This window comes from Plantibacter cousiniae (nom. nud.) (assembly GCF_977070315.1).
On sequence record NZ_CDRVEU010000013.1, the window covers coordinates 180,004 to 203,119 of the forward strand.

At 59.6% G+C, this 23,116-nt stretch carries 24 protein-coding genes and 1 tRNA gene; 14 read left to right on the forward strand and 11 right to left on the reverse strand.

The window, feature by feature from the left end:
* Positions 1-101: 101 nt before the first annotated feature.
* The 4 genes from ACW55A_RS22980 to ACW55A_RS22995 form a co-directional block, all read right to left on the reverse strand.
* Entirely contained in the window at positions 102-383 is a 282-nt protein-coding gene (locus ACW55A_RS22980) for a peptidylprolyl isomerase (RefSeq protein ID WP_498811227.1), read from the reverse strand.
* Positions 384-464: 81 nt separating this feature from the next.
* A complete protein-coding gene (locus ACW55A_RS22985; RefSeq protein ID WP_003364331.1) occupies positions 465-1,547 on the reverse strand; it encodes a 3-deoxy-7-phosphoheptulonate synthase in 1,083 nt (360 codons plus the stop codon).
* Between the two features lie 574 nt (positions 1,548-2,121).
* Entirely contained in the window at positions 2,122-2,319 is a 198-nt protein-coding gene (locus ACW55A_RS22990; protein WP_129402407.1) for a hypothetical protein, read from the reverse strand.
* The gene (locus tag ACW55A_RS22995) at positions 2,297-2,530 is read right to left on the reverse strand and encodes a DNA-binding protein (protein WP_003435509.1); all 234 of its coding nucleotides are present in this window, start codon (positions 2,528-2,530) and stop codon (positions 2,297-2,299) included. Before ACW55A_RS22995 ends, ACW55A_RS22990 begins: the two co-directional genes overlap by 23 nt.
* 129 nt (positions 2,531-2,659) lie before the next feature.
* Between ACW55A_RS22995 and ACW55A_RS23000 the strand changes: the two genes are divergently transcribed.
* The 5 genes from ACW55A_RS23000 to ACW55A_RS23020 all read left to right on the forward strand — a co-directional run bounded on the left by ACW55A_RS23000 (position 2,660) and on the right by ACW55A_RS23020 (position 6,349).
* Complete coding sequence (locus tag ACW55A_RS23000) at positions 2,660-2,974, forward strand: helix-turn-helix domain-containing protein (protein ID WP_003364326.1); 315 nt, start codon at positions 2,660-2,662, stop codon at positions 2,972-2,974.
* A gap of 169 nt (positions 2,975-3,143) precedes the next feature.
* Positions 3,144-3,788, forward strand: a complete 645-nt coding sequence (gene gacA, locus ACW55A_RS23005; protein WP_002553344.1) for a response regulator transcription factor GacA — start codon at positions 3,144-3,146, stop codon at positions 3,786-3,788.
* Between the two features lie 2 nt (positions 3,789-3,790).
* A complete protein-coding gene (uvrC, locus tag ACW55A_RS23010; RefSeq protein WP_003393963.1) occupies positions 3,791-5,614 on the forward strand; it encodes an excinuclease ABC subunit UvrC in 1,824 nt (607 codons plus the stop codon).
* A 32-nt stretch (positions 5,615-5,646) separates the two neighbouring features.
* Positions 5,647-6,207 (forward strand): CDP-diacylglycerol--glycerol-3-phosphate 3-phosphatidyltransferase, encoded by a 561-nt coding sequence (pgsA, locus tag ACW55A_RS23015; protein ID WP_003400851.1) that lies wholly within the window; start codon positions 5,647-5,649, stop codon positions 6,205-6,207.
* 66 nt (positions 6,208-6,273) lie between these two features.
* Positions 6,274-6,349 (forward strand) — tRNA-Gly (locus tag ACW55A_RS23020).
* Positions 6,350-6,447: 98 nt separating this feature from the next.
* Here ACW55A_RS23020 and ACW55A_RS23025 read toward each other — a convergent pair.
* Positions 6,448-6,900: a thiol-disulfide oxidoreductase DCC family protein gene (locus tag ACW55A_RS23025; protein ID WP_455808837.1), complete on the reverse strand. Its 453-nt coding sequence runs from the start codon at positions 6,898-6,900 to the stop codon at positions 6,448-6,450.
* Positions 6,901-7,042: 142 nt separating this feature from the next.
* Here ACW55A_RS23025 and ACW55A_RS23030 point away from each other — a divergent pair, with 142 nt between their 5' ends.
* Positions 7,043-7,291, forward strand: coding sequence for a hypothetical protein (locus ACW55A_RS23030; RefSeq protein WP_003364314.1), 249 nt, complete (start codon positions 7,043-7,045; stop codon positions 7,289-7,291).
* Positions 7,292-7,379: 88 nt separating this feature from the next.
* Here the strand turns inward: ACW55A_RS23030 and ACW55A_RS23035 are convergent, their stop codons facing one another.
* The 4 genes from ACW55A_RS23035 to xylA form a co-directional block, all read right to left on the reverse strand.
* On the reverse strand, positions 7,380-8,516 hold the full coding sequence (locus tag ACW55A_RS23035) for a sugar ABC transporter permease (RefSeq protein ID WP_046719331.1): 1,137 nt from the start codon (positions 8,514-8,516) through the stop codon (positions 7,380-7,382).
* Positions 8,517-10,073, reverse strand: coding sequence for a D-xylose ABC transporter ATP-binding protein (gene xylG / locus ACW55A_RS23040; RefSeq protein WP_455808836.1), 1,557 nt, complete (start codon positions 10,071-10,073; stop codon positions 8,517-8,519). It lies immediately after the preceding gene.
* A 102-nt stretch (positions 10,074-10,175) separates the two neighbouring features.
* Entirely contained in the window at positions 10,176-11,180 is a 1,005-nt protein-coding gene (xylF, locus tag ACW55A_RS23045; protein ID WP_003364306.1) for a D-xylose ABC transporter substrate-binding protein, read from the reverse strand.
* Between the two features lie 133 nt (positions 11,181-11,313).
* Positions 11,314-12,630, reverse strand: a complete 1,317-nt coding sequence (xylA, locus tag ACW55A_RS23050) for a xylose isomerase (protein ID WP_455808835.1) — start codon at positions 12,628-12,630, stop codon at positions 11,314-11,316.
* Between the two features lie 169 nt (positions 12,631-12,799).
* On the opposite strand from xylA, the gene ACW55A_RS23055 reads away from it, so the two are divergent.
* Complete coding sequence (locus ACW55A_RS23055; RefSeq protein WP_003364299.1) at positions 12,800-13,987, forward strand: XylR family transcriptional regulator; 1,188 nt, start codon at positions 12,800-12,802, stop codon at positions 13,985-13,987.
* Positions 13,988-14,174: 187 nt separating this feature from the next.
* Positions 14,175-14,636 carry a DUF3237 family protein gene (locus ACW55A_RS23060; protein ID WP_498811229.1) on the forward strand — a complete coding sequence of 154 codons (462 nt, stop codon included), beginning with the start codon at positions 14,175-14,177 and terminating at the stop codon, positions 14,634-14,636.
* Positions 14,637-14,730: 94 nt separating this feature from the next.
* On the opposite strand, the gene ACW55A_RS23065 is transcribed toward ACW55A_RS23060, so the two are convergent.
* A complete protein-coding gene (locus ACW55A_RS23065; RefSeq protein ID WP_003364296.1) occupies positions 14,731-15,159 on the reverse strand; it encodes a VirK family protein in 429 nt (142 codons plus the stop codon).
* A gap of 163 nt (positions 15,160-15,322) precedes the next feature.
* Between ACW55A_RS23065 and ACW55A_RS23070 the strand changes: the two genes are divergently transcribed.
* From ACW55A_RS23070 to ACW55A_RS23095, 6 genes are all read left to right on the forward strand, one after another.
* Positions 15,323-15,595 carry a hypothetical protein gene (locus ACW55A_RS23070; RefSeq protein ID WP_498811230.1) on the forward strand — a complete coding sequence of 91 codons (273 nt, stop codon included), beginning with the start codon at positions 15,323-15,325 and terminating at the stop codon, positions 15,593-15,595.
* Positions 15,579-16,997 carry a methyl-accepting chemotaxis protein gene (locus ACW55A_RS23075; RefSeq protein ID WP_498811231.1) on the forward strand — a complete coding sequence of 473 codons (1,419 nt, stop codon included), beginning with the start codon at positions 15,579-15,581 and terminating at the stop codon, positions 16,995-16,997. Before ACW55A_RS23070 ends, ACW55A_RS23075 begins: the two co-directional genes overlap by 17 nt.
* Positions 16,998-17,240: 243 nt before the next feature.
* Positions 17,241-18,245, forward strand: coding sequence for a sugar ABC transporter substrate-binding protein (locus ACW55A_RS23080; RefSeq protein WP_455808834.1), 1,005 nt, complete (start codon positions 17,241-17,243; stop codon positions 18,243-18,245).
* A 15-nt stretch (positions 18,246-18,260) separates the two neighbouring features.
* The gene (locus tag ACW55A_RS23085) at positions 18,261-19,832 is read left to right on the forward strand and encodes a sugar ABC transporter ATP-binding protein (RefSeq protein ID WP_455808833.1); all 1,572 of its coding nucleotides are present in this window, start codon (positions 18,261-18,263) and stop codon (positions 19,830-19,832) included.
* A complete protein-coding gene (locus ACW55A_RS23090) occupies positions 19,819-20,823 on the forward strand; it encodes an ABC transporter permease (RefSeq protein WP_455808832.1) in 1,005 nt (334 codons plus the stop codon). The genes ACW55A_RS23085 and ACW55A_RS23090 overlap by 14 nt, the downstream gene beginning before the upstream one ends.
* The gene (locus tag ACW55A_RS23095) at positions 20,820-21,806 is read left to right on the forward strand and encodes an ABC transporter permease (RefSeq protein ID WP_096120709.1); all 987 of its coding nucleotides are present in this window, start codon (positions 20,820-20,822) and stop codon (positions 21,804-21,806) included. The genes ACW55A_RS23090 and ACW55A_RS23095 overlap by 4 nt, the downstream gene beginning before the upstream one ends.
* 7 nt (positions 21,807-21,813) lie before the next feature.
* On the opposite strand, the gene ACW55A_RS23100 is transcribed toward ACW55A_RS23095, so the two are convergent.
* Positions 21,814-23,052, reverse strand: coding sequence for an acyl-CoA dehydrogenase family protein (locus ACW55A_RS23100; protein WP_455808831.1), 1,239 nt, complete (start codon positions 23,050-23,052; stop codon positions 21,814-21,816).
* Positions 23,053-23,116: the final 64 nt, after the last annotated feature.

Genomic DNA, 23,116 nt, shown 5'->3' on the forward strand with positions numbered 1-23,116 from the left:
AGACAAATGGCCGCTTCGCCAAGCCACTGCGCTGCTGAAAACGACCACATACAAAAACGGCCCATCCGAAGATGAGCCGTCTGGCATGCGGCGCGACAGGATCAGTCCTGACGGCTGGTCACTTCCAGCAGGTGGTAGCCGAACTGAGTCTTTACCGGACCCTGAACGGTGTTCACCGGAGCACTGAATACGACAGTGTCGAATTCCTTGACCATCTGGCCTGGACCGAACGAACCCAGGTCACCGCCCTGGCGGCTCGATGGGCAGCTGGAGTTGGTCTTGGCGATTTCAGCGAAATCAGCGCCGCCTTCGATCTGAGCCTTGAGTTCGTTGCATTTTTCTTCGCTCGAAACAAGGATGTGGCGGGCAGTGGCTTTAGCCATGGGGAATAATCTCCTGTGAAAAAAAAGAAACAGCCTACCGGATTCAGTGCGGTATTTCCCGACAAAGTTCCTTCGCTCTGTTTATCTGTAACGCAGACGGTCAACCGCGCGACGCAACAGCTGTTCGGTGCCTTCCCAGCCAAGGCAGCCATCGGTGACCGAAACGCCGTACTGCAGCGTCCCGCCCAATGCCTGGCAGCCGTCGAACAGGTGGCTCTCGATCATCATGCCGATCAGCGAGGTATTGCCCGACAAGCGCTGTTCAAGCACGTCTTCGAATACGGCTGGCTGACGCAGCGGGTCCTTGCCACTGTTGGCATGGCTGCAATCGACCATGATCCGCGACGCGACATTATTCCTGCTCAGGCTCGCCTGCACCTTGGCCACACTCTGGCGATCGTAATTGGGGCCGCCGTGACCGCCGCGCAGCACGATGTGCGTGTCCGGATTGCCTTGCGTCTCGATAATGGCCGGGTGGCCATGACGGTCCATGCCAAAGTGACGATGCGGATGCGCCGCCGAACGCATCGCGTCGCTGGCCACCGTTACGCCGCCGTCAGTACCGTTCTTGAAACCGACCGCCATGGGCAGGCCGCTGGCCATTTCGCGATGGATCTGCGATTCGGTGGTGCGAGCGCCAATCGCGACCCAACTGAGCAGATCGTCGAAGTAGCCTGCCGCCATGGGCTGCAGTATCTCGGTGGCGATCGGCAGGCCCAGGCCCAGCATATCCCGCATCAAATGCCGCGACAGCGTCAGGCCCTCGGCCATGTCGTCACTGCCATCGAGGTGCGGATCGTAAGCCAGGCCTTTCCAGCCCACCGTCGTGCGCGGTTTTTCGACGTAGGCGCGCATTACCAGCAGCATCTGGTCACTCACTTGTGCGGCAAGGTCGGCCAGTCGCTCAGCGTATTCAAGGGCGGATCGAGGGTCGTGGATCGAGCAGGGGCCGACGATGACCAGCAGTCGCGAGTCTTGACCTTCAAGGATGGCGCGTACGGCGCGGCGGTGGGCTGCAACCTGTTCGGTGAGCGCTGCGTCGAGGGGCAGGCGCATCTTCAATTCCAGGGTCCCTGGCAGGCGTTTCGAGGCGGGGCTGTTGTCTGCCAGCTTGACGGCGTGGCTGGACAGGTCGGACGGGGTGACGGCAACGGACGAATTCATGTTCTGGCTTCCTGGGCTGGCGGGACGCTCCCGCTCAGACCTACTGGGGTGTTCGACAAAGGGCTTCTAGAACCGGGGGTATGTGATTGCCACCTGGCAGAGACCGAACGGAGGCGGCAGGCTGTCCCGAACGGAGGTGGCTAAATCGCCAGGCAAAATCGATGTCGTTGCGGTAATAAGTGGCGTAGTTCATGTCGTGATCCTCGATGCAATGCAGATTGATGGTTTACGGCTGTTCTTGAACAGACCGTTGAAATACGTGGCCCTGAAAAAACAAAACCCCCGGTCGGGAAGCCGACCGGGGGGTTAGAGAATTCTCTGGTTGGCGTCCCCTTAACGTGGGCGCCGGATGGGTATCAGGCGCGCCAGTGGCTAAACCAATACCCATAATAAGAGTCAACGGATGCGCTCACCGAGGCAGTCTGCACAGCCACAGCGCGTGCACGGCAAGTAATGCCGGTAACAGCGTCGAGCAGCGGTGAAGTGGATTGCAGCATGGTGGGTCTCCGTTAATTGAGCGCAAGCTTACTTCAGGAAACCAGGCGCCTTCAATTGGAAAATTCAATCAACGGGATTATCGTTTTTCGCGAATGCAGGCAGGTGGAACCCCGGTAGCGACAGCGAACCGCTCAACGGTTGATGGCATGCCGTATTCGGCGCGGGCTATTTTGCCCGCAACCCTGTATACCTGAATGCAGGCGACGGCTTTGGCGTTTTGTCCGGGATGCGTTGTCACCAGCCAATAACGGCTATTCTTCACGTGCTTCTTCATGCCGGGCTTCCGTGTTCGGGATCGTCCCGATCTTCATGCCCAGCAGTACAGCTACCTTATGCGCTTCACCGCGCCTTCCTTTCTTGCGTCCTGCCAGTACCTGGTAAGTGGTCGCCGGATCAATGCTGTTTTCACGAGCGAACTCCTGAACAGATTTGCCCTGTTGATCCAGCCAGGCCTTGGCTTGTGCGGCGGTGCGAATTCCGGGCATAGTTCAAAACCGTTCAAATCTATTCAATTCCGCGAGATTCTAACACTCGTTCGGATGGCTTCAACAGGATAATAGGTTCAAATGAGTGGAATCGGTTACCGACTGAGAAAGGAAAGAGAACGCCTGAGCATGTCTCAGCGTACCTTCGGTGAAATAGGAGGCGTCGAGGCTAATGCCCAGGGAAAGTATGAAAATGGTGATCGTGCACCGAAGGCCGATTACCTGGCGGCGGTTGCAGCCAAAGGTGTTGACGTGCTTTACGTGTTGACGGGGACGCGAACGCCGGTGCCGATCGACAATCTCAGCCTTATCGAGGAAAAAATCCTGGGCAATTACCGAGTGCTGGGCAAGGAAGATCAGGATGCTATACGGCGCCTGACAACCACTATCGCCGAGCTCTCGGGGCCATTATCGGGGGCTGCGAAGCTTCCGTCGGTCAAGTGATAAAAGCCCGGGGCGGGCGCCGCTCTGCTGTCGTATCGAGATTTTTGCAGCACTGCCTGAGGTGCTTGCCATCATATTGATGTGAGACGGTGTTCGCAGTGCTAGGTCTGACTCGTTGTTTTTGTTATGGTGATTGGCATTCGTTATGACCGTTGCGCGAGGTGTCTGCTTGATTAAGGTGCTAGTTGTCGATGACCATGATCTTGTCCGGACAGGCATCACACGCATGCTCGCCGACATTGATGGTCTGCAAGTTGTCGGGCAGGCCGATTCCGGCGAGGAATCCCTGAAGAAAGCGCGCGAGCTCAAGCCTGACGTCGTATTGATGGATGTCAAGATGCCGGGCATCGGTGGGCTGGAAGCGACGCGCAAGATGCTGCGCAGCCACCCTGATATCAAGGTCGTCGCTGTTACCGTCTGTGAAGAAGATCCTTTCCCGACCCGTTTGCTGCAGGCTGGCGCTGCCGGTTACATGACCAAGGGCGCCGGGCTTGCCGAAATGGTCCAGGCCATTCGCCTGGTGTTTGCCGGTCAGCGTTACATCAGCCCGCAGATTGCCCAGCAACTGGCATTGAAGTCGTTTCAACCGCAGGTCAACAATTCGCCGTTCGATCTGCTGTCCGAGCGCGAGATCCAGATTGCCCTGATGATCGTCGGCTGCCAGAAAGTCCAGACCATCTCGGACAAGCTGTGCCTTTCACCGAAAACCGTTAATACCTACCGATACCGTATCTTTGAAAAGCTCTCGATCAGCAGTGATGTTGAACTGGCTTTGCTCGCTGTACGTCACGGCATGGTTGATGCCAGCGCCTGAACATGACCCAGACTTTCGATCCAAGTGCATTTCTCGCGACCTGTAGCGGTCGTCCCGGCGTCTACCGTATGTTCGACGCCGAAGCCACACTGCTTTACGTCGGCAAGGCCAAGAACCTCAAGAAGCGTCTTGCCAGCTATTTTCGCAAGACCGGACACGCGCCCAAGACCGGAGCGCTGGTGTCGCGCATCGCCCAGATCGAGACCACCATCACGGGCAACGAAACTGAAGCGCTGTTGCTGGAGCAGACCCTCATCAAGGAGTGGCGGCCCCCGTACAACATTCTCTTGCGTGACGATAAGTCCTATCCCTATGTGTTTCTATCCGATAATGCCTTTCCGCGACTGAGCATTCATCGTGGTACCAAGAAAGCCAAGGGCCGTTATTTCGGGCCTTACCCGAGTGCCGGCGCGATTCGTGAGAGCCTCAGCCTGCTGCAGAAGACCTTTCAGGTGCGGCAGTGCGAGGACAGCTACTTCAAGAACCGCACGCGTCCTTGCCTGCAATATCAGATCAAACGTTGCAAAGGGCCGTGTGTCGGGCTGGTCGAGCCTGAGGTGTATGCCGAGGACGTACGTCACTCGGTGATGTTTCTCGAAGGGCGCAGCAATGCCCTGAGTGATGAACTGAACGCCTCCATGGAAAAAGCCGCGATGGCGCTCGATTTCGAACGCGCAGCCGAGTTGCGCGATCAGGTCGCCTTGCTGCGCCGCGTCCAGGATCAGCAAAGCATGGACGGCGGTACCGGCGATGTCGATGTGGTCGCCGCGTTCGTCAACCCTGGCGGCGCCTGCGTGCACCTGATCAGCGTGCGGGGCGGGCGGGTGCTGGGCAGCAAGAACTTCTTCCCGCAGGTCGGCATAGAAGAGGAGGTCGGCGAAGTGATGTCGGCATTCCTGGCTCAGTATTTCCTCGGCGGCATCGACCGTGAACTGCCCGGCGAAGTCATCGTCAATGTCATCAACGACGATTTCCCTGCGTTCGTCGACGCCGTCGAAGAACTGCGCGGCGTCGAGATGGTTATCAGTCATCGCGTGCGCGGCACCCGGGCGCGCTGGCAGCAAATGGCGGTCACCAATGCCGAGCAGGCACTGACCGCGCGGCTGGCCAACCGTCAGCATGTTGCGTCGCGGTTCGAAGCGCTGGCCAAGGTGCTGGGTCTCGAAGACCCACCAATGCGTCTGGAATGCTACGACATCAGCCACTCCAGTGGTGAGGCGACCGTAGCATCCTGCGTGGTGTTTGGCCCCGAAGGCCCGATCAAGTCCGATTACCGGCGTTTCAATATCGAAGGCGTGACGGCAGGCGACGACTATGCTGCCATGCACCAGGCGTTGACCCGACGTTACAGCCGCATCAAGGCCGGGGAGGGCAAGTTGCCGGACGTGCTGCTGGTGGACGGCGGCAAGGGTCAGATGTCCATGGCGCGTGACGTGCTCAATGAATTACAGGTTCCTGACCTCATCCTGCTCGGTGTGGCCAAGGGCACCACGCGCAAGGCAGGTTTCGAGACGCTGTACCTGAACGACTCAGCGCATGAATTCACATTGCCCGGCGACTCTCCGGCCCTGCACCTTATTCAGCAGATTCGCGACGAGGCGCACCGTTTCGCGATCACCGGCCACCGTGCGCGCCGGGGCAAGACCCGGCGTACATCGACCCTCGAGGGCGTCGCGGGTGTCGGGCCGACCCGGCGTCGTGATCTGCTCAAACATTTCGGTGGATTGCAGGAATTGTCCCGTGCCAGCATCGATGAAATAGCAAAAGCACCCGGAATCAGCAAAAAGCTGGCAGAGTCGATTTATGCAAACCTGCACAGCGAGTAGAATGCTCGTTCACCTCGTAGCCAGTTGTGCCGATGAATATCCCTAATCTGATCACCGTACTACGCGTTTTACTGATTCCGATCTTCATTTTGTTGTTCTACATGCCTTACCACTGGAGCTACATGGCGGCCAGTGCAGTCTTTGCGTTCGCTGCGGCGACCGACTGGCTCGACGGGTATCTGGCCCGCCGTCTTGAACAGAGCACGCCCTTTGGCGCCTTTCTCGATCCAGTAGCAGACAAACTGATGGTGGCCGTGGCATTGGTGCTGCTGGTTCAGGCGCATGCCAATCTGTGGCTGACGCTGCCCGCAGCGGTGATCATCGGCCGTGAAATCGTAATCTCTGCGCTCCGCGAATGGATGGCGGAAATCGGCGCCCGTGCGCAGGTTGCCGTTTCCAACATGGGCAAGTGGAAGACAGCGGCGCAGATGCTCGCGCTGGTCATTCTGCTCGGCAACCCGCCGGCCATCACCCTGTGGGTGATTCTCGGCTATGCGCTGCTGCTCATTGCTGCGGGGCTGACACTCTGGTCCATGGTGCAATACCTGAGAGCCGCGTGGCCGCACCTCAGGACGACTGCAGAAAAAAAATAAGTTTTTGAATCAAAGGCTTGACGCCGCTATCTGAATCGCTAGAATAGCGCCCGTCATCAAGACAATGCGGGAATAGCTCAGTTGGTAGAGCACGACCTTGCCAAGGTCGGGGTCGCGAGTTCGAGTCTCGTTTCCCGCTCCAAATATTGATTCACTGAATCCTCGAGGTTCACTGAGTCAGCAAAAAAAGACGCTTAGGCGTCTTTTTTCGTTTTTGCGGTAGGCAGTCCTTGTTTACCTTTACGTACTGGAAGTCCGCTTGTCCGAAGCAGGTTTTGCGTCCGGGATCGCACAGCTGTTGCTACTGCAACGGCGGCTGCCGTCAGGGTGGGGCAGCCAGGCAAGGTAAGGGCGCGAGCGGCAGAAAAGCCGATAGCCCAAGTTGAACAGCGGCCTCATGAATCGCCATGACAGCGGCGCGACCCACGCACCCAGGCCGGCCGCTCGCCAACTCCAGAGTGTCGCGTCCAGACCCTTGACCCACGTGCCATCGCTGAATCTGGCGTGCAGTAACGACTCCATGTCCTCAAGTGTGAATCCCAGTGAAGTGGCGTCAAAAGCGTCATCACGGATATCCACGAACAAGAGCCGCTCAGGCTTTGCATGGGCGCGCAATGTTCTGACTTCTCGGGCACAGAGCGGGCAGTCACCATCAAAGTAAAGCGTCAGCGGCCAGTCAACTTTCTTGTACATCGCTAGTAGTCTTGTATAGGTTTTTTACACCTTATGCTCAAAAGGCCGTGCTGACAATGGGCGGTGACTGTCGTCCTGGTCTCCAAGGCTCCGACAGTCGCGGATCCAGACACCTGTCATAGCGGCAGTAGCGGCCCAGCGCTTGGGCACACTCGGCCAGCTCGGGCCGGTGCAGCCAGATGGCCAAGGGACCTCGTACACCTTTGCGAGGGCCATTGGCCATGCCATCGAACGACCGGGCATTCGCTCCACGGTTTCGTTGACCACGCTCAAGGATCGTAGAAGCAGCCGCCTGGCGTTGAGTTGGGAGAAAATCCTGTTGGAGACTCTGGAGGAACTGGTGACGGTAGGCGCGTGGAAGGACGCCACGCTGTGGCTGGGGCGGGATTGAAGAGGAGTGCTTCAAAGAGATTCAACAGCAGTGAAGCCAAGGCTAATGATACTTCTCAGGCAGCCCGGCCTCACAGCCGGGCTTCCCATCAGCGCCGCCCGGCGCGGGTACTCACGTCTACCCACACCGCCAGCACCAGAATGCCGCCCTTGACGATCATCTGCCAGTAACTGTCGACGTCGAGCATCGACATGCCGTTGTCGAGACTGGTGATCACCAATGCGCCGAGCAGCGCACCGTAAACAGTGCCTGAACCGCCACGCATGGACGTGCCGCCGATGAAGCATGCGGCGATGGCGTCGAGTTCGCCCATGTTGCCGGCCGAGGGTGAGCCGGCGGCCAAGCGTGCGGTGTTGACCAGCCCGGCGAACGCGCACATCACGCCCATGATGCCGAAGATCCACAGCTTCACGGCCTGTACGTTGATGCCGGACAGGCGCGTGGCTTCCATGTTGCTGCCGACGGCGTAGACCCGGCGTCCGAATACCGTCTGGCTGGTGACGTAGCTGAACACGCCGAGCAGGACCAGCAACAGCAACACAGGAACGGGGATTCCGTCGTAGCTGTTGAGCACATAGACAAAGCCGCCCAGCACGGCGCCGATCAGCAACACACGCAACACATCACGAATCAGCGAATGTGCCGCCAGCCCGTGCAGCGCTCTGTTGCGCCGCTGTTTCCAGGTCAGGAACAGCGTCAATGCGAGCAACAGAATGCCGAGCCCGGTGCCTACCGCATGCGGCAGATAGCCCTGGCCGATATAAACCAGCGACGGCGACACCGGGGCGATGGTCGTGCCGCCGGTGATCCCCAGCAGGACGCCACGAAACGCCAGCATGCCACCCAGCCCGACAATGAACGAGGGGATCCGCAGGTAGGCAGTCATGTAGCCATTGGCGAGGCCGATCATCAGGCCGCACAAGGCCACCACACTCAGGTTCGCCAGCAGCGGAACGTGGTAAACCACATCCAGAATCGCCGCCAGGCCACCGAGCAGGCCAAGCAATGAGCCCACCGACAGGTCAATCTCACCGCTGATGATCACCAGCACCATGCCGCAGGCCAGAATCCCGGTAATGGACATCTGTCGCAGCAGGTTGGACAAGTTGCGCGGGGTGAGGAAGCCGCCCTCGGTCTGCCAACTGAAGAACAGCCAGATAACGGCAATGGCAATCACCAGCGCGAGCATTTTGTAGCGTGTAAAGAACTGTTTGACCTGGTTCATCTACGCAGTCTTCCGGGCATTATTGTGAGGGGCATCGGAGTGGCTGATTGCAGCGGCGAGCACCTGCTCCTGAGTCAGTTCATGGTTGATGAAGTCGCCGCGTAACTGGCCTTCGCCAATCACCAGTACACGGTCGGACACGCCCAGAACTTCGGCCAGTTCCGAAGACACCATGATGATCGATACACCCTCGGCTGCCAGCGCACCCATCAGCTTGTAAATCTCGTACTTGGCACCGACATCGACGCCGCGGGTGGGCTCGTCGAGAATCAGAACGCGCGGGCGGGTCAGCAGCATCTTCGCCAGCACGGCTTTCTGCTGATTGCCGCCTGACAGGCTGGTGATCGGCAAAAACGGGCTGGCCGTCTTGAGGTGCATGCGCGAGATTTCCCGGTCGATACTGCCCAGCTCGGCTTCAGCGTCGATGCGGGTCATGTTCGAGTAGCTGTCGAGGACCGCGAGGGTGATGTTCTGACCGACACCCAGGTCCGGAATGATGCCCTGGCGCTTGCGGTCTTCGGGGACCATGCACAGGCCGGCGCGGATCGATTTGAGCGGCGTGCGCGTGTCGATCATCTGGCCATCGAGCCACACTTCACCGCTGTATCGACCCGGATAGGCGCCAAACAGGGCGGATACCAGTTCGGTGCGGCCCGCGCCCACCAGCCCGGCGATGCCGAGGATCTCCCCGCGCCTGAGGCTAAACGACACGTCGTCAACCCGCTTGCGCCTGGGGTTATCGACGTCATGGCAGGTGATATGCCGCGCTTCGAAAATCACCTCGCCGACATCATGCGGCTCGGTGGGATAGAGGTTGCTCATTTCGCGTCCGACCATCTGGGTGATGATCTTCGGAATGTCCATGTCCGCCATTGCGGTGGTTGCGATATGTTTGCCGTCGCGGATGACTGAAATGGTGTCGCATACGGCGGCCACTTCATCGAGTTTGTGCGAGATGTACACGCACGCGACCCCCTTGGCCTTCAGGTCACGAATGATGTCCAGCAGAACCTCGATTTCGGAACGGGTCAGGGCCGAGGAAGGCTCGTCGAGAATCAGCAGGCGCGCCTTCTTGTTCAGCGCCTTGGCGATTTCCACCAGTTGCTGGTAGCCGCCGCCATACTGGGAAACTGGCAGCGCCACGTTCATGTCAGGCACTTTGAGCTCACGCATCAGCGACTCGGCGCGGTGGATCATGGCCGGATAATTCATGCGCCCGCCGGGAAGCGTCAGCTCGTGACCCATGAAGATGTTTTCGGCCACCGACAGGTCCGGGATCAGCGTCAGCTCCTGATGGATGATGACGATCCCGGCCGCTTCCGTTTCGCTGATCGATTGTGCCTTGAGCGGTTGGCCGTCCCACAGGATCTCGCCCTCCCAGGTGCCGTAGGGATAGACCGCCGACAGGACTTTCATCAATGTCGACTTGCCCGCGCCGTTCTCGCCGCACAGGCCGACGCATTCGCCGGGCTTCACTGTTATATCAATGCCGTTGAGCGCTTTTACACCGCCGAAGGATTTGACGATGCCGTTCATTTGCAACAGGTAGTCAGACATGGCGCAGGGCTCTACGAAGGTGTGATGGCTTGGCCTGAGCGGCGACCCTGCCTAACTGCAGGGTCGTGCTCTGGCTTTCAGCGACGTATCAACGATCGAGGCTCATTGCCCGTCAATCTGCGCCTTGGTGTAGAACCCGTCTTTCTCCAGCAGGTCGATGTTGTCCTTGGTCAGCAAGGTCGGGGTCAGCAGCATGGTGTCGACTTTCTTCATGCCATTGTCCGACTGCGAGTCAAACTTCGGTTTCTCATCGTTGCGCACCAGTTGCACGGAGAGCTTGGCGGCTTCCGTGGCAATCAGTTTCAGCGGTTTGTAGACGGTCATGGTCTGCGTGCCATCGATGACCCGTTTGACCGCCGCGAGGTCCGCATCCTGGCCCGAGATAGGGACTTTGCCGGCCAGTTTCTGTGCGGCGAGGGCCTGAATCGCGCCGCCGGCAGTGGCGTCGTTGGAGGCGACGATGCCGTCAATCTTGTTGTTATTGCGGGTCAGGGCATTTTCAACAATGCTCAGGGCTTCGGTCGGGTTCCACTCCTTTACCCACTGCTGGCCGACGATCTTGATGTCACCTCTGTCGATAGCCGGTTGCAGCGCTTTCATCTGGCCTTCACGCAGGATCTTGGCGTTGTTGTCGGTGGGCGCGCCGCCGAGCAGGAAGTAATTGCCCTTGGGCGCTGCTTTCAGCACGCCGTTGGCCTGCATCTCGCCGACCTTTTCGTTATCGAATGAGATGTACGCATCGATATCGGCATTGAGGATCAGCCGGTCATACGACACCACCTTGATCCCGGCCTTTTTGGCTTCGGCAACGGCGTTGGTGAGCACGGTGGCGTTGAACGGCACGATGACGATCACATCGACGCCGCGAGAGATGAGGTTTTCTATCTGCGAGATCTGTTTCTGTTCATTGGCATCCGCCGATTGCACGAAGACCTTGGCGTCCAGCTTTTCCGCCGCAGCAACGAAGTAATCACGGTCGCGTGACCAGCGCTCCAGGCGCAGGTCATCAATGGAAAAACCTATTTTCGGGTGCGCAGAGTCGGCCATGACCGGCAGGGACAGCAAGGCCAGCGCGCTGGCGAGCAGCGTACGTTTGAGGGTGTTCATAGGGTGCGTCCTTTTATTGTTGTTTGAGACACTTCTTGACTGAGGGTGATACCGATAGAACTGTAGAGCGTTGCCGGACGTCGCGTATGAAGATTTGTCGCCTGAATGTCACGGCGACGTCCAGCTACGCCGGTCAGGTGTAGATAAAGCGATTGACCACACCTTCGAGCAGTTCCTGGCGGCCACTGACGGCCTGCGGGTTCAACTCGTTGGCGAAGGCGTGTTCGGCGAGCGATGCAAGGCTGAACTCGCCCGCCAGTACCGATTGTCCGAAAGGCTGCTGCCAGCCGGCGTAGCGCTGATCCTTGAAGTGCTGGAGTTTATCGTTCTGCACCATGGCGGCGGCGCGCTCCAGCGCCAGGGCAAGGACATCCATCGCGGCGACGTGGCCGTGGAACAGATCGATATCGTCGAGGCTCTGGCGACGCACCTTGGAGTCGAAATTGAAACCGCCATTGGTGAAGCCGCCAGCCTTGAGGATCTCGTAGGTGGCGAGGGTCATCTCTTCGACGCTGTTGGGGAACTGGTCCGTGTCCCACCCGTTCTGTGGGTCGCCACGGTTGGCGTCGATGCTGCCGAAGATCCCCAGCGAGATCGCCGTGGCGATTTCGTGGTGGAAGCTGTGCCCGGCCAGCGTGGCGTGGTTGGCCTCGATATTGACCTTGATCTCGTTTTCCAGGCCGTACTGCTGTAGAAAGCCGAACACCGTGGCGCTGTCGTAATCGTACTGATGCTTGGTCGGCTCCTGTGGCTTGGGCTCGATCAGCAAGTCACCCTTGAAACCGATCTTGTGCTTGTGTTCAACGACCATGCGCATGAAACGACCGAGTTGTTCGCGTTCACGCTTGAGGTCGGTATTGAGCAGGGTTTCGTAGCCTTCACGACCTCCCCACAACACGTAGTTGGACCCTTTGAGGCGCTGGGTGGCATTCATCGCGCTGAACACCTGGGTCGCGGCGTAGGCAAACACTTCAGGGTCCGGGTTGCTGGCAGCGCCTGCGGCGAAACGCGGGTTGCTGAAGCAGTTGGCCGTGCCCCACAGCAGTTTTATGCCGTTCTGTTCCTGATGGCGCTCCAGGTGATCGACCATGTGCGCGAAGTTGTGGCGATATTCCTTCAGTGAGGCGCCTTCCGGTGCCACATCGGTGTCGTGGAAGCTGTAGTAATCGATGCCGAGCTTGGAGAAAAACTCGAACGCCGCTTCGGCCTTGCCGATGGCCAGTTCCATCGGGTCACCGGAACCTTGCCATGGGCGCTTGAAGGTGCCGACACCGAACATGTCGGCACCCGGCCATACGAAGGTGTGCCAATAACAGGCCGCCATGCGCAAATGCTCGCGCATGGGTTTGCCGAGGACCAGCCTGTCGGCGTCATAGTGGCGAAAGGCGAGGGGCGAGTCGCTGTCACGGCCTTCATAGCGAACCCTGTCGACGTCGGGGAAGTACGGCATGAGCGTTTTCCTTATTGTTCTTGGCGGTGTCTGGATACTAGCAACGGCCCAGCGTGCGCTGATTATGAAAATCGCCAACGCACAGTGCGATTTTGAGTGTTGAGATTCGCCGGTCAGCGGCCTAGTCTGTGGCCAACGGCGTCGTGCTTATCGAATCGGCATAAAAACAATGAAAACCGTACCTCCCGTTCACCGTATTGCGCTGTTATTCAACGGCAGCAAGATTTATGACCGCGGTATCATCAGCGGCATCGGCAACTACCTCAGCAGCACCCGGGTGTCCTGGGACCTGTTTCTGGAGGAGGATTTCCTCTGTCGCCTGAAAGGCATCGAGCGCTGGCAGGGCGACGGGATCATTGCCGATTTTGATGACCCGCTGATCGGCGAGGCACTGGCCGGGATCAAACTGCCGGTGGTGGCAGTCGGTGGGTCCTATCAGGACGAACGCGCCTACCCGAAGGGCATTCCTTATGTGGCGACTGACAATCACGCCTTGATCAAGGCGGCCTATGAGCACCTGATCGAGGCCGGGCTGACACGCTTTGCCTGCTTCAGCCTGCCTGAAGCGCAAGCCAATCGTTGGGCCCAGGAGCGCGAGCAGGCCTTTCGCCGCTTGCTGCAACGCGACGGCCTGCACGCCGAGGTCTATCGTGGTCTGGGCACCAGCGCGCCGCTCTGGGACAGCGCCGTAGAACAGCAGATCGCCTGGCTGCAAAGCCTGCCCAAGCCGATCGGCATCATCGCCGTGACCGATGCGCGCGCTCGTCAGCTATTGCAGGCCTGCCTGACCGCCGGAATCGCCGTTCCCGAACAGGTGGCACTGATCGGCATCGACAATGATCCTTTGACCAGAACCCTCACTCGCGTGCCTCTGAGCTCGGTCGTTCAAGGCACCGACACCATGGGTCGCACCGCTGCACGTCTGCTGCACCAGATGTTGCACGGCATGCCGTCCTCGGGCACACACATTCTGATACCGCCGGATACTGTCAACGTGCAGGCGTCGAGTCTGCATCAGCCTTTGGGTGACCCCTATGTCATGCAAGCGCTGCTGTTTATCCGGCAGTACGCGTGCCAAGGCATCAAGACTGCACAGGTAGCCGCCTACGTGGGCGTTTCGCGTTCGTCACTGGAGTCACACTTTCGCCGGGTAAGGGGCTGCAGCGTGCATGACGAGATTCTGCGTTTCAAACTGGCTGCCGCTGCAAACGGACTGGAAAACACCGGGCTGGCCATTGCCGAGATCGCCCGCGATTGCGGTTTTCGGTCTGCGCAATACCTGCACACTGTGTTTCGTCGCGAGTTCGGCTGCACGCCGCGAGAGTACCAGCAGGGTGGAGGTGCTGCGGCGTCATGAACGCTGGAGGCCTGGGCGGTGAGCGACAAGCTTTGAATGCATTCCTTCCTATACCCCTCATAACAATACCAATCGGTTCGCTTAAGTTGACAGTTTCCAGGCGTCCGGGCTAAAACATACACCTTGGTACAGTTATGAACGAATCATCAGTCTTCACATGCACGATGGGACGTAGGGGATAGAGACGATGCAGTTGCATGAAATATTGACCATTCACCTGCGTATCGATAAGCCGCAATTGCTCTGCGACCCTTCGAAGATGCAGCGCAGCAGCTGTGAAATACAGGGTGGAGAGTTTCGTGGCGAGCGATTGCAGGGGCAGGTACTTCCTGGAGGCAGCCTTTATCTGGTGCCCCAGGGCGACGACCTTGCGCGTGTCAGCCTGTACTACACCTTGTTCACTGATCACGGAGTGAATATAGAGGTAGTAGGCGAGGGGCTCCTGGCAGGGCATGAAACGGACCGGGCGCCTTTGACCGAATCGCGTTTTACGTGCAGCAAGCAGTTCAGCGTGCCTGCCGGTGCGCATGATCACTTGCAGCGGAATCTGTACGTCGGCAGGGTGAGCATCAAGCCGGGGGATGACAGCCTGCGTGTCAGCATTTTTCAGGTCAACGACCGGCAAGCAGACATTGAAAAAAACAGCTGACGTGAAGACGCGCAGCGAGCTTTAATTCTGACGGCGTGGGGCTGGTCTCTCCCTCACGCCGACCTCTTCTTATACAGTCATGCGTTGAGCCAGCTCATCCGGCAAAAAAGCTTAGTCCCTTGCCGACCGCACACTCATAACTCACCGGAGTGCCCACCTGCTGATAACCAGGAACATTCAGTGTCGTCATGCTGAATGTGGCTGTGCCGTTCGAGCGTATCTGATAGCGAATGAATTGCTCGATGGGCTTGTTATCGCGATCGAGGCTGAAGTGAGTGTCCGAAAACGCCAGGGTGCCGTCGGGTGTGATGCGGTAGGCATCGATGCGTTTGCCGCCTTTGGTTTTGGACGGCTCGGCGCCTGCGATCGAGGATTTGCATTGTCCCAGGTCGATCACCACGGCGACCGATTCTCCAGTGTTCAACGCCTGGGTGATGGCGGAGTAGGTGGGTAGCGCATCGCCTGCGTGAGCGAGGCCTGGCAGTGAAAGAGCAAACAGTGCGGCGGCGTAGCAAGGTTTCATGGCAGCTCCAGGAAGTCAGTCTGAAGGGTGAAAAGACCCGTCCATCTCGCGATTATCGAGCGTCGCGAAACCTACCATAAGCTTCGATTCGGGTGGGCCTTGATAACAGTGGCACCTCTCTGTTCGGAGCATCTTCATCCTTTTTCCTGTTCTGCCGATAGGAATGACGATACTCATTTATTTACCGGTCACGGGAAGGGGATTGAAGATGCTGAGACAGCTGAAAATAGCCGCGCGGACCTCCGCCTGCTTTGCTGTGATGGTGGTGCTGGTGTTCGGGCTTGGTATTTTCAGCATTCAGCAATTGCACGGTATTCGTGAGCAATCGCTTGAAATCGAAAACGACGCGCTTCCAGGGATTGCGCTGGGTGACGATATTGCCCTGGCGGTCGAGAAAACCCCGCACCACCGTGGCCAAAATGCTTGCCACGCATGATCTTGCGCAGGTGGCTCAGGCTCACAACGAGTTCCTTGAAAGGAAGGCCGGTTTCCAAAAGGCCGTAGAGGCCTACGACCCGCTGATCACCGATGATGAAGAGCGCGCGCTCTTCGAGGGTCTGAAGAGCACTTATCAGGGCTACATCGAGCGTGCCGAGAAGGTCTATACGCTGATCAACGAGAATCAGGCAGAGGCCGGAAGGGCGCTCGTCTGGGGCGAGATGAAGGCCATGGCGGAAAGTATCGAAGCCGCCCTTGGCAAGCTGGAAAAGATCAATGATGACTCCGAAGCCGAATCCAGCGCTGCAGCGACGTCGGTGTATGAAAACGCCCTGATCGTCACTCAGGGGGTTATGTTTCTGACGGTGTTGCTGACCGTATTGCTCGCCTGGCGCCTGACCAAAAGTCTGGCAGTGCCGATCAGTCAGGCGCTGCACAGCTCGGAAACCATTGCTGCGGGCGACCTGCGTCCCAGCGCAATCAACCGTGAGGGCACTGATGAAGCGGCCCTGTTGCTGCAATCGATGGAGCGCATGCGCGGCAATCTGAGCCAGACCCTGACTCAGGTGGGCGATGCCGCTCACCAGCTGGCGTCGGCCACGGAAGAAATGAGCGCCCTGATGGTCAACAGCAACGCCGACCTGGTGGTGCAGAATAGCGAAATCGAAATGGCGGCCACCGCGGTCACCGAGATGAGCCAGGCGGTCGATGAAGTGGCGCGTAATGCGGTGGCCACCTCGGAAGAATCCAAAGCCTCTTCGGTGTCGGCCCGCGAAGGTCAGGAAGAGCTCAATCAAACCGTCCAGTCGATCCTTGAGCTGACCCGCAATGTCGGCACCGCGTCGGTCGAGGCGCAGGCGCTGGCAACCCGCACGCTGGATATCACCAAGGTGCTGGATGTCATTCGCGCGGTGTCCGAGCAAACCAACCTGTTGGCCCTTAACGCTGCCATTGAAGCGGCACGCGCGGGTGATGCCGGACGGGGTTTTGCCGTGGTCGCCGACGAGGTACGCGCTCTGGCACACCGCACCAGCGAATCGACTCGCGAGATCGAAACCATGGTCGGGCACATCCAGCAGGGCACCAAAAGTACTCTGGTTGCGCTTGAAGTCAGTACCGATCAGGCGCAGCGCACCAAACAACAGGCCGAGTCGGCCAATGCTGTGCTGGCCAGCATCGCCAGTTCGGTCATGGTCATCGATGAGCGCAACACGGTAATCGCCAGCGCCTCTGAAGAACAAGCGCTGGTCGCGCGGGAAGTGGACCGCAACCTGGTGCGCATCCGTGACTTGTCGGCACAATCGGCGGTGCGCACCGGCCAGACCGGCAGCGCCAGCCAGTCGCTGGCCGAGCTGGCGAGTGATCTGACGACCACGCTGGGGCAGTTCAAGCTCAGATAACACGCTCCTGTAGCAGGCACGCTCCCGCATCGATTCGCTGTTGTATGGGCAACAGCGAACCGACAATGTGTTCGGCGTTTGCGCCGGTAAAACCGGCTACTGCGCACCCACACCATCCAGCGCAACGGCGTGAAAGCGCCTGCCGCCGGGCCTCGCGCCATAGCCAGTCGCAGCGCACGGCTTTGGGCATGACCTGTGCACTGCCGATCAGGATTGTTTTCCTGAGCCAGCGGAGCCACCCGAATGCCTGATGCCGTCCCGACCTTCAAGACAAACCGCCTGCATGCAATAGGGCGCACACTGTTGATGACCCTGTTGGCCACCAGTCTCGTCGCAACTGCGTATGCCGAGGACAGCGACGTGCCTTCGCTGGCGGGCAAACGCATTGCGATCAGCATGACCGGCACCAGTCACTACTTCGATATCAAGACCTTCCAGGCGCAGGTGGATGAGGTCAAGCGCCTGGGCGGCACGCCCATCACGCTCGATGCCGGTCGCAACGACAAGAACCTGGTCAATCAATTGCAGACCGTGGTCACGCAAAAGCCGGATGCAGTGATCCAGACTCTCGGCACCCTCAGTGTTATCGACCCTTGGCTCAAGCGCATCAGCAAGGCGGGGATTCCGCTGTTCACCATTGATGCGCCATCGCAATACAGCCTCAACAACACCACGTCCGACAACGTGGCCACGGGCAAGGCACTGGCCGGGCAACTGATCAAGGACGCAGGTGGCCAGGGTAATGTGCTGGTGTTCAATGGCTTTTATGGCGTGCCGGTCTGCGCCATTCGTTATGACCAGCTCAAGTTGGCACTCAAGGATCATCCGCAGCTGAAAATCATCGAGCCCGAGTTGCGCGATGTCATTCCCAACACGGTTCAGGACGCCTACTCGCAAGTCTCGGCGTTGCTCAACAAGTACCCCAAAGGCACTGTTTCGGCGATCTGGGCCGCTTGGGACATCCCGCAACTGGGCGCCAGCAAGGCACTGATCGATGCCGGCAGAACCGAAATCAAGACCTACGGCGTCGACGGTACACCGGAAGTGCTCGAGCTGATGCGCCGCGACGATTCGCCGGTGGGCGCCGTGGTTGCCCAGCAGCCTGCACTGATCGGCAAGACTGCGGTGCAGAACGTCGCCCGCTACCTGGCCGGACAGCACGATCTGCCGAAGGAGACCCAGGTGCCAACCCTGCTGACGACGGCCGCCAACCTGCCTGACGTGCAAAAGCTCAGAGGCGATAACTGACGCGGGAGATCGATCATGGGATCAGCGATTGCAGACGTTGAAGTGGCGCCACCGGCCTTGCACTTGGCGGGTATCAGCAAGTGCTTTGGCGCCACCCAGGCGCTGGACGGCGTAAACCTTAAGGTCGAGGCCGGAACGATTCACGGGCTGGTGGGAGAAAACGGGGCGGGCAAGTCGACCCTGATCAAGGTCCTCGCTGGTATTCATCGTGCCGATGCTGGCAGTTTGAGTATTCACGGCCAGCCGTTCGACAGTTTCACGCCGCGTCAGGTCGAAGCCGCAGGCGTGCATTTCATTCATCAGGAGCGACTGCTGCCGGGCAGCTTCAGCGTCGGCGAGGCACTGTTTTTCGGGCAGGAAATCAAGCGTGGCCCCTTCGTTGATCGCCGCGCCCAGGAGCGCGAAGCGGCAAGGCTTCTGGACGATTACTTTGCCATGCGCCTGCCTGAGGGGGCTTTGGTACGTGACCTGGACAGCGCTCAGCGGCAGATACTGCAGATCACTCGTGCGTTGCTGGCCAGTCCGAAGGTGCTGGTGTTCGATGAGCCGAGTGTGTCACTGGTGAAGCAGGAGGTGGACCGCTTGCTGGGCATTGTCCGCCGCCTGCGCGATGAAGGGCTGACCATTGTCTACATTTCCCACTATTTGCAGGAGATCGAATCGCTGTGTGATCAGGTCACCGTGCTGCGTAACGGACGCGATGTGGCGGTGGTCGATCCGGCACTCACCAGCACCGCGCAGATCGCCCGGCTGATGGTCAATCGGGAGGTCGGCGAGCAATATTTTCGTGCCCGGACATTACCCGGCACGCCCGTGCTTCAACTGCGCGGGCTGGGGGCAGGGCGCTTCTACGACGGCGTTGACCTGAGCGTGCGGCGTGGCGAAGTGCTGGGCCTGACCGGGCTGGTCGGCTCGGGTGCCAAGGAGCTGCTCAAAAGCCTGTTCGGGCTGCTCAAGCCGGATCGCGGCGAGCTGTTGTTGAACGGTCAGCCGTTGCAGCTGAAATCACCACGTGACGCGGTACGCCATGGCATTGCGCTGGTCCCCGAGGAGCGCCGCACGCATGGCGTGGCACCGGCGCTTTCGGTGCTGGAGAACATCACGCTGGCCAGCCTGGGGCGCTTCAGCCGCTGGGGATTGCTCGACGCTGCGGCGCAAGCCGGGGAAAGCCAACACCTGATCGATGAACTGGCAATCAAGACCTCAGGCCATGATGCGCCGGTGCACGCGCTCAGCGGTGGCAACCAGCAAAAGGTTGCGCTGGGCAAATGGCTGAGCCGCCATTCGACGTTATACCTGCTGGACGAGCCCAGCGTGGGTGTCGACATCGGCGCCAAGGTGGAGATCTACCGGTTGATTGCCCGGCTTGCGGAGGGCGGTGCAGCGGTGCTGGTACTGTCGTCGGACTTGCCGGAGCTGATTGGCATCACTCAGCGCATTGTAGTCCTGCACAGAGGACGCATTGCAGGCGAATTCGACTCATTGAGCACCGACAGCGACCAGTTGCTGGCCTGCGCCACGGGCGCCAGTGAAAGCGACCATGACAGCCAATCATGCCCTCCGGAGGCCCATTATGTCCGCGCTTGATCTATCAATTGCACAGGCTGGCGATCCAGCGCAACGCTGGCTCGTGCAACTGGCGCAGCGTGGGTCGTTGCTGGTGTTTCTGGCGATTCTGCTCGGCTTTGCCGTCAGTGCGCCTGACTTCCTCAGCATCGGCAACATCAGCAACGTGTTCGCCCAGTCAGCAACGCTCGGCATACTCGCGCTGGGCCTGACCTGCGTGGTTATCGGTGGTGGTTCCAATGTGGTCAGCGGCGGCCTGGACCTGTCGCTGGCGGCCAATCTCGGTCTGTGTGCGGCCGTCTACAGCAGCCTGAACAATGCCGGGCTCGATGCCTGGCAAGCGATTGGCCTGACGCTCGGCTGCGGCCTGCTGGTTGGCGCGTTCAACGGTCTGGCGGTGGTGTTTTTACGCTTGCCGCCGTTACTGGCAACGCTGGCGAGCATGAACCTGATTGCCGGCCTGGAACTGGTGCTGACCCAGAACACTGTGCTCGCGACCGACTCGGCATTGCTGGACAGCCTGGCGTCCGGCGTCTGGCTGGGTGTTCCAGCGCTGGCCTGGGTGCTGCTGGGCGTCGCGGCGGTGTTGTGGCTGGTGATTCAGCACAGCGCGTTCGGCTTGCGTCTGTACGCCATCGGTGAATACCCGCAAGCAGCCGAGGCTGCCGGGTTGAATCTGCGGCGCTATGTGTTTGCCAGTTACCTGATTGCCGGAGGCTGCGCCGCGCTGGCTGCATTCTGCTCCGCAGCTTTTTTCAGTGGCAGCACGACCGGTTCCGGTGACATGTTGCTGTCAGTGGTGGCCATTGCCTTTCTCGGCGTGGTGTTCTCGCGGCGTCTGACCGCCAACATTCCCGGCACGCTGTTGGCGACGCTGCTGCTGGGCTTTTTGATCAACGGCTTTCAATTGCTGAACATTTCCAGCTTCTGGGTCAACGGCGTGCAAGGCGTGTTGATTCTGTTGGTGGTGGCATTTTCCGGAGCATTCGGCCGCCGGGAGGGTGAACAATGAATACGCTGACCCTGACGAACTCTTCGACGCTGATCAAGGTTCTGCCGCGCCTGTTGCCAGCGGTCCTGCCGCTGTTGGTGCTGATCATCCTGCTGTTTTTCGCGATCAATGCGCCGGGCTTTCTGAGTTGGGGCAACCTGTCGAGTCTGGTACTGAACAACTTCGTGTTGCTGGCCATCGTGGCAATCGGCATGACCTGGGCGGTTGCGGCTGGCGGTATCGATCTGTCGGTGGGAACGGCGCTGGACTTTGCCAGCCTCGGTTTTGTGGTCACGCTGAATGGCGGTCATGGTCTGGGCGCGGCCATTGCGGTCGCTATGCTGGCAGGTGGCATGGCCGGGGCGTTCAACGCGATGCTGATCGCCGGGCTGCGTATTTCGCCGTTTCTGGCGACGCTGGGTACGCTGTTTATCGGCACCAGCGTGCAGCAGTTGTTATCCGACGGTGGCCAGCCGATCTATATCGCTCAGGGCGTGTTACCGGGGATCAGCGCTGTGCTGATCCTCGGCGTGCCATTGCCGCTGCTGGTGGTCGGGTTGCTGGCAGGGCTTTACGGGCTGGTCCTGGCGCGCGGGCGTCTGGGGCGGGAAATCCTTGCGCTGGGCACGCAGCCGCAACTGGCGTATTACTCGGGCCTGCCCACGCGACGCATTGCCGTGCAGGTGTTTTTAGCCAGCGCGCTGGCCTGCGCAGTGGCGGGTATCCTGCTCAGCTCTACGGTCAACGCCTACGTGCCGATGTCAGGCAACGCTTACCTGATCAATGCCATCGGCGCCGTGTTCATCGGTACGACGCTCAGCCGTCAAGGGCGTCCGAATATTCCGGGCACACTTTTGGGCGTGCTGTTCATCAACGTGATTGCCAATGGCCTGTTGCTGATCGGCTGGAACTTCTATTGGCAGCAGGTTGCGACCGGGGCGCTGATCTTTCTGGTGCTGGCGTTCAGTTTTACCAGTCGCCACCTGCTGCGTAACGCGGCGTAAGTGCCCCTCAAGCGTTACCTTTACCGCTGCCGATCTGCCAGACAAACGGCGGCTCGGTGTCGTTGATGCGCCAGTCACCGACAATGCGCGCCTTGTAGATCAGCGGATTGTGCGATGCCGCTGTGCGCGCATTACGCCAGTGGCGATCCAGCGCCTTGTTGACGCTGACACCTGAAGCGCCCAGTGCGTTGAACAGATCGCTGGCAGCGCGCAGTACCAGTTCCGAAACGATCACCTGTGCCTTGGCGGTCTCGATTTCGGCGGCGATATTGGCGTCTTTTTCCCGCTGTGGGTCATCTCCGAAGCGTGCCAGGTACGCACGCTGCAACGGCTCGGCGGAGCGCAGCGTTGCGGCCTCGGCGGCGTAAACCTGAGCGGCGATCTGACCGACCACTTGCTGCACTTGTGAGTCCTGGCTGACGCTCCCGGCGTTGCCATGGCTGAAGACGCGTTTGCGATCGCGCACTTCCTGAGCGATGTCGCGTTCGACAGCTCGACCAATCCCGGCCAGCACCGCCAGCAGCACCAATTGATAAAACGCCGTCTGGTATTTGAAGCGTTGCTCGAACGGTATGACATGTGTGGCCGGCAGCGGTACGTTGTCGTAGACCGAGGTGCCGCTGCCGGTGGTGCGCTGGCCGAACCCGTCCCAGTCGTCACTGTGACGCACGCCGGCATGCCTGGCGTCGACGACCGCGATCACATCGGCGCCGGTATCGGAGCGCTGGGCGTAGACGTCTATCCAGTCGGCAAAGATGCTGCCGGTGCTGTAAAACTTGGTGCCGTTGAGCACGAAACCGTCGCCTTGCGGGCTGACTTTGGTAATCACGTCGCCGATTTTCACCGCACCGACTTCGGTCCAGCCGTTACCCACCAGATCCCCGGCCACAAAGCGCGCAAACCACTGGTCACGGTCCGCGCCGGGTGGTGCATTCAGGCGGTCTTCGACGAAAGCGAAGTGCGCGCGCAGGGCTTGCGGAATGTTCGAGTCGGCTTCGGCCAGCTCGATCAGCAGTTGAAACAGCTGGCTGATCGATGCACCCGCACCGCCATATTCGATAGGCACACGCATAGCGCCGAAACCGGCTTTCTGCAGCCAGGCAATCGGCTCATGGGGCAGGGCGCGAGCTTTTTCGCGTTCGACGCTGCCAGCGCCAATCTCACGGAAGATCGGGCGAAATCGGTTGGCCAGGGTTTCGTAATCGGTCCCCAGCGAGAGCGGGTTTGAGCCGGTTGTTTGAGTCATGCAGTACTCCTGAGCACGAAGAGATCGGCACATGGGCCGGTGGAAGGTTCGCCAGGCTCTCTGC

Coding starts and splice junctions, on each gene's coding strand:
- ACW55A_RS22980 (WP_498811227.1), bottom strand. CDS start 383: ATGGCTAAAGCCACTGCCCGCCACATCCTTGTTTCGAGCGAAGAAAAA.
- ACW55A_RS22985 (WP_003364331.1), bottom strand. CDS start 1,547: ATGAATTCGTCCGTTGCCGTCACCCCGTCCGACCTGTCCAGCCACGCC.
- ACW55A_RS22990 (WP_129402407.1), bottom strand. CDS start 2,319: ATGAAGAAGCACGTGAAGAATAGCCGTTATTGGCTGGTGACAACGCAT.
- ACW55A_RS22995 (WP_003435509.1), bottom strand. CDS start 2,530: ATGCCCGGAATTCGCACCGCCGCACAAGCCAAGGCCTGGCTGGATCAA.
- ACW55A_RS23000 (WP_003364326.1), top strand. CDS start 2,660: ATGTCTCAGCGTACCTTCGGTGAAATAGGAGGCGTCGAGGCTAATGCC.
- uvrC (WP_003393963.1), top strand. CDS start 3,791: ATGACCCAGACTTTCGATCCAAGTGCATTTCTCGCGACCTGTAGCGGT.
- pgsA (WP_003400851.1), top strand. CDS start 5,647: ATGAATATCCCTAATCTGATCACCGTACTACGCGTTTTACTGATTCCG.
- ACW55A_RS23025 (WP_455808837.1), bottom strand. CDS start 6,900: ATGTACAAGAAAGTTGACTGGCCGCTGACGCTTTACTTTGATGGTGAC.
- ACW55A_RS23035 (WP_046719331.1), bottom strand. CDS start 8,516: ATGAACCAGGTCAAACAGTTCTTTACACGCTACAAAATGCTCGCGCTG.
- xylG (WP_455808836.1), bottom strand. CDS start 10,073: ATGTCTGACTACCTGTTGCAAATGAACGGCATCGTCAAATCCTTCGGC.
- xylF (WP_003364306.1), bottom strand. CDS start 11,180: ATGAACACCCTCAAACGTACGCTGCTCGCCAGCGCGCTGGCCTTGCTG.
- xylA (WP_455808835.1), bottom strand. CDS start 12,630: ATGCCGTACTTCCCCGACGTCGACAGGGTTCGCTATGAAGGCCGTGAC.
- ACW55A_RS23055 (WP_003364299.1), top strand. CDS start 12,800: ATGAAAACCGTACCTCCCGTTCACCGTATTGCGCTGTTATTCAACGGC.
- ACW55A_RS23060 (WP_498811229.1), top strand. CDS start 14,175: ATGCAGTTGCATGAAATATTGACCATTCACCTGCGTATCGATAAGCCG.
- ACW55A_RS23065 (WP_003364296.1), bottom strand. CDS start 15,159: ATGAAACCTTGCTACGCCGCCGCACTGTTTGCTCTTTCACTGCCAGGC.
- ACW55A_RS23070 (WP_498811230.1), top strand. CDS start 15,323: ATGACGATACTCATTTATTTACCGGTCACGGGAAGGGGATTGAAGATG.
- ACW55A_RS23075 (WP_498811231.1), top strand. CDS start 15,579: ATGCTTGCCACGCATGATCTTGCGCAGGTGGCTCAGGCTCACAACGAG.
- ACW55A_RS23080 (WP_455808834.1), top strand. CDS start 17,241: ATGCCTGATGCCGTCCCGACCTTCAAGACAAACCGCCTGCATGCAATA.
- ACW55A_RS23085 (WP_455808833.1), top strand. CDS start 18,261: ATGGGATCAGCGATTGCAGACGTTGAAGTGGCGCCACCGGCCTTGCAC.
- ACW55A_RS23090 (WP_455808832.1), top strand. CDS start 19,819: ATGTCCGCGCTTGATCTATCAATTGCACAGGCTGGCGATCCAGCGCAA.
- ACW55A_RS23095 (WP_096120709.1), top strand. CDS start 20,820: ATGAATACGCTGACCCTGACGAACTCTTCGACGCTGATCAAGGTTCTG.
- ACW55A_RS23100 (WP_455808831.1), bottom strand. CDS start 23,052: ATGACTCAAACAACCGGCTCAAACCCGCTCTCGCTGGGGACCGATTAC.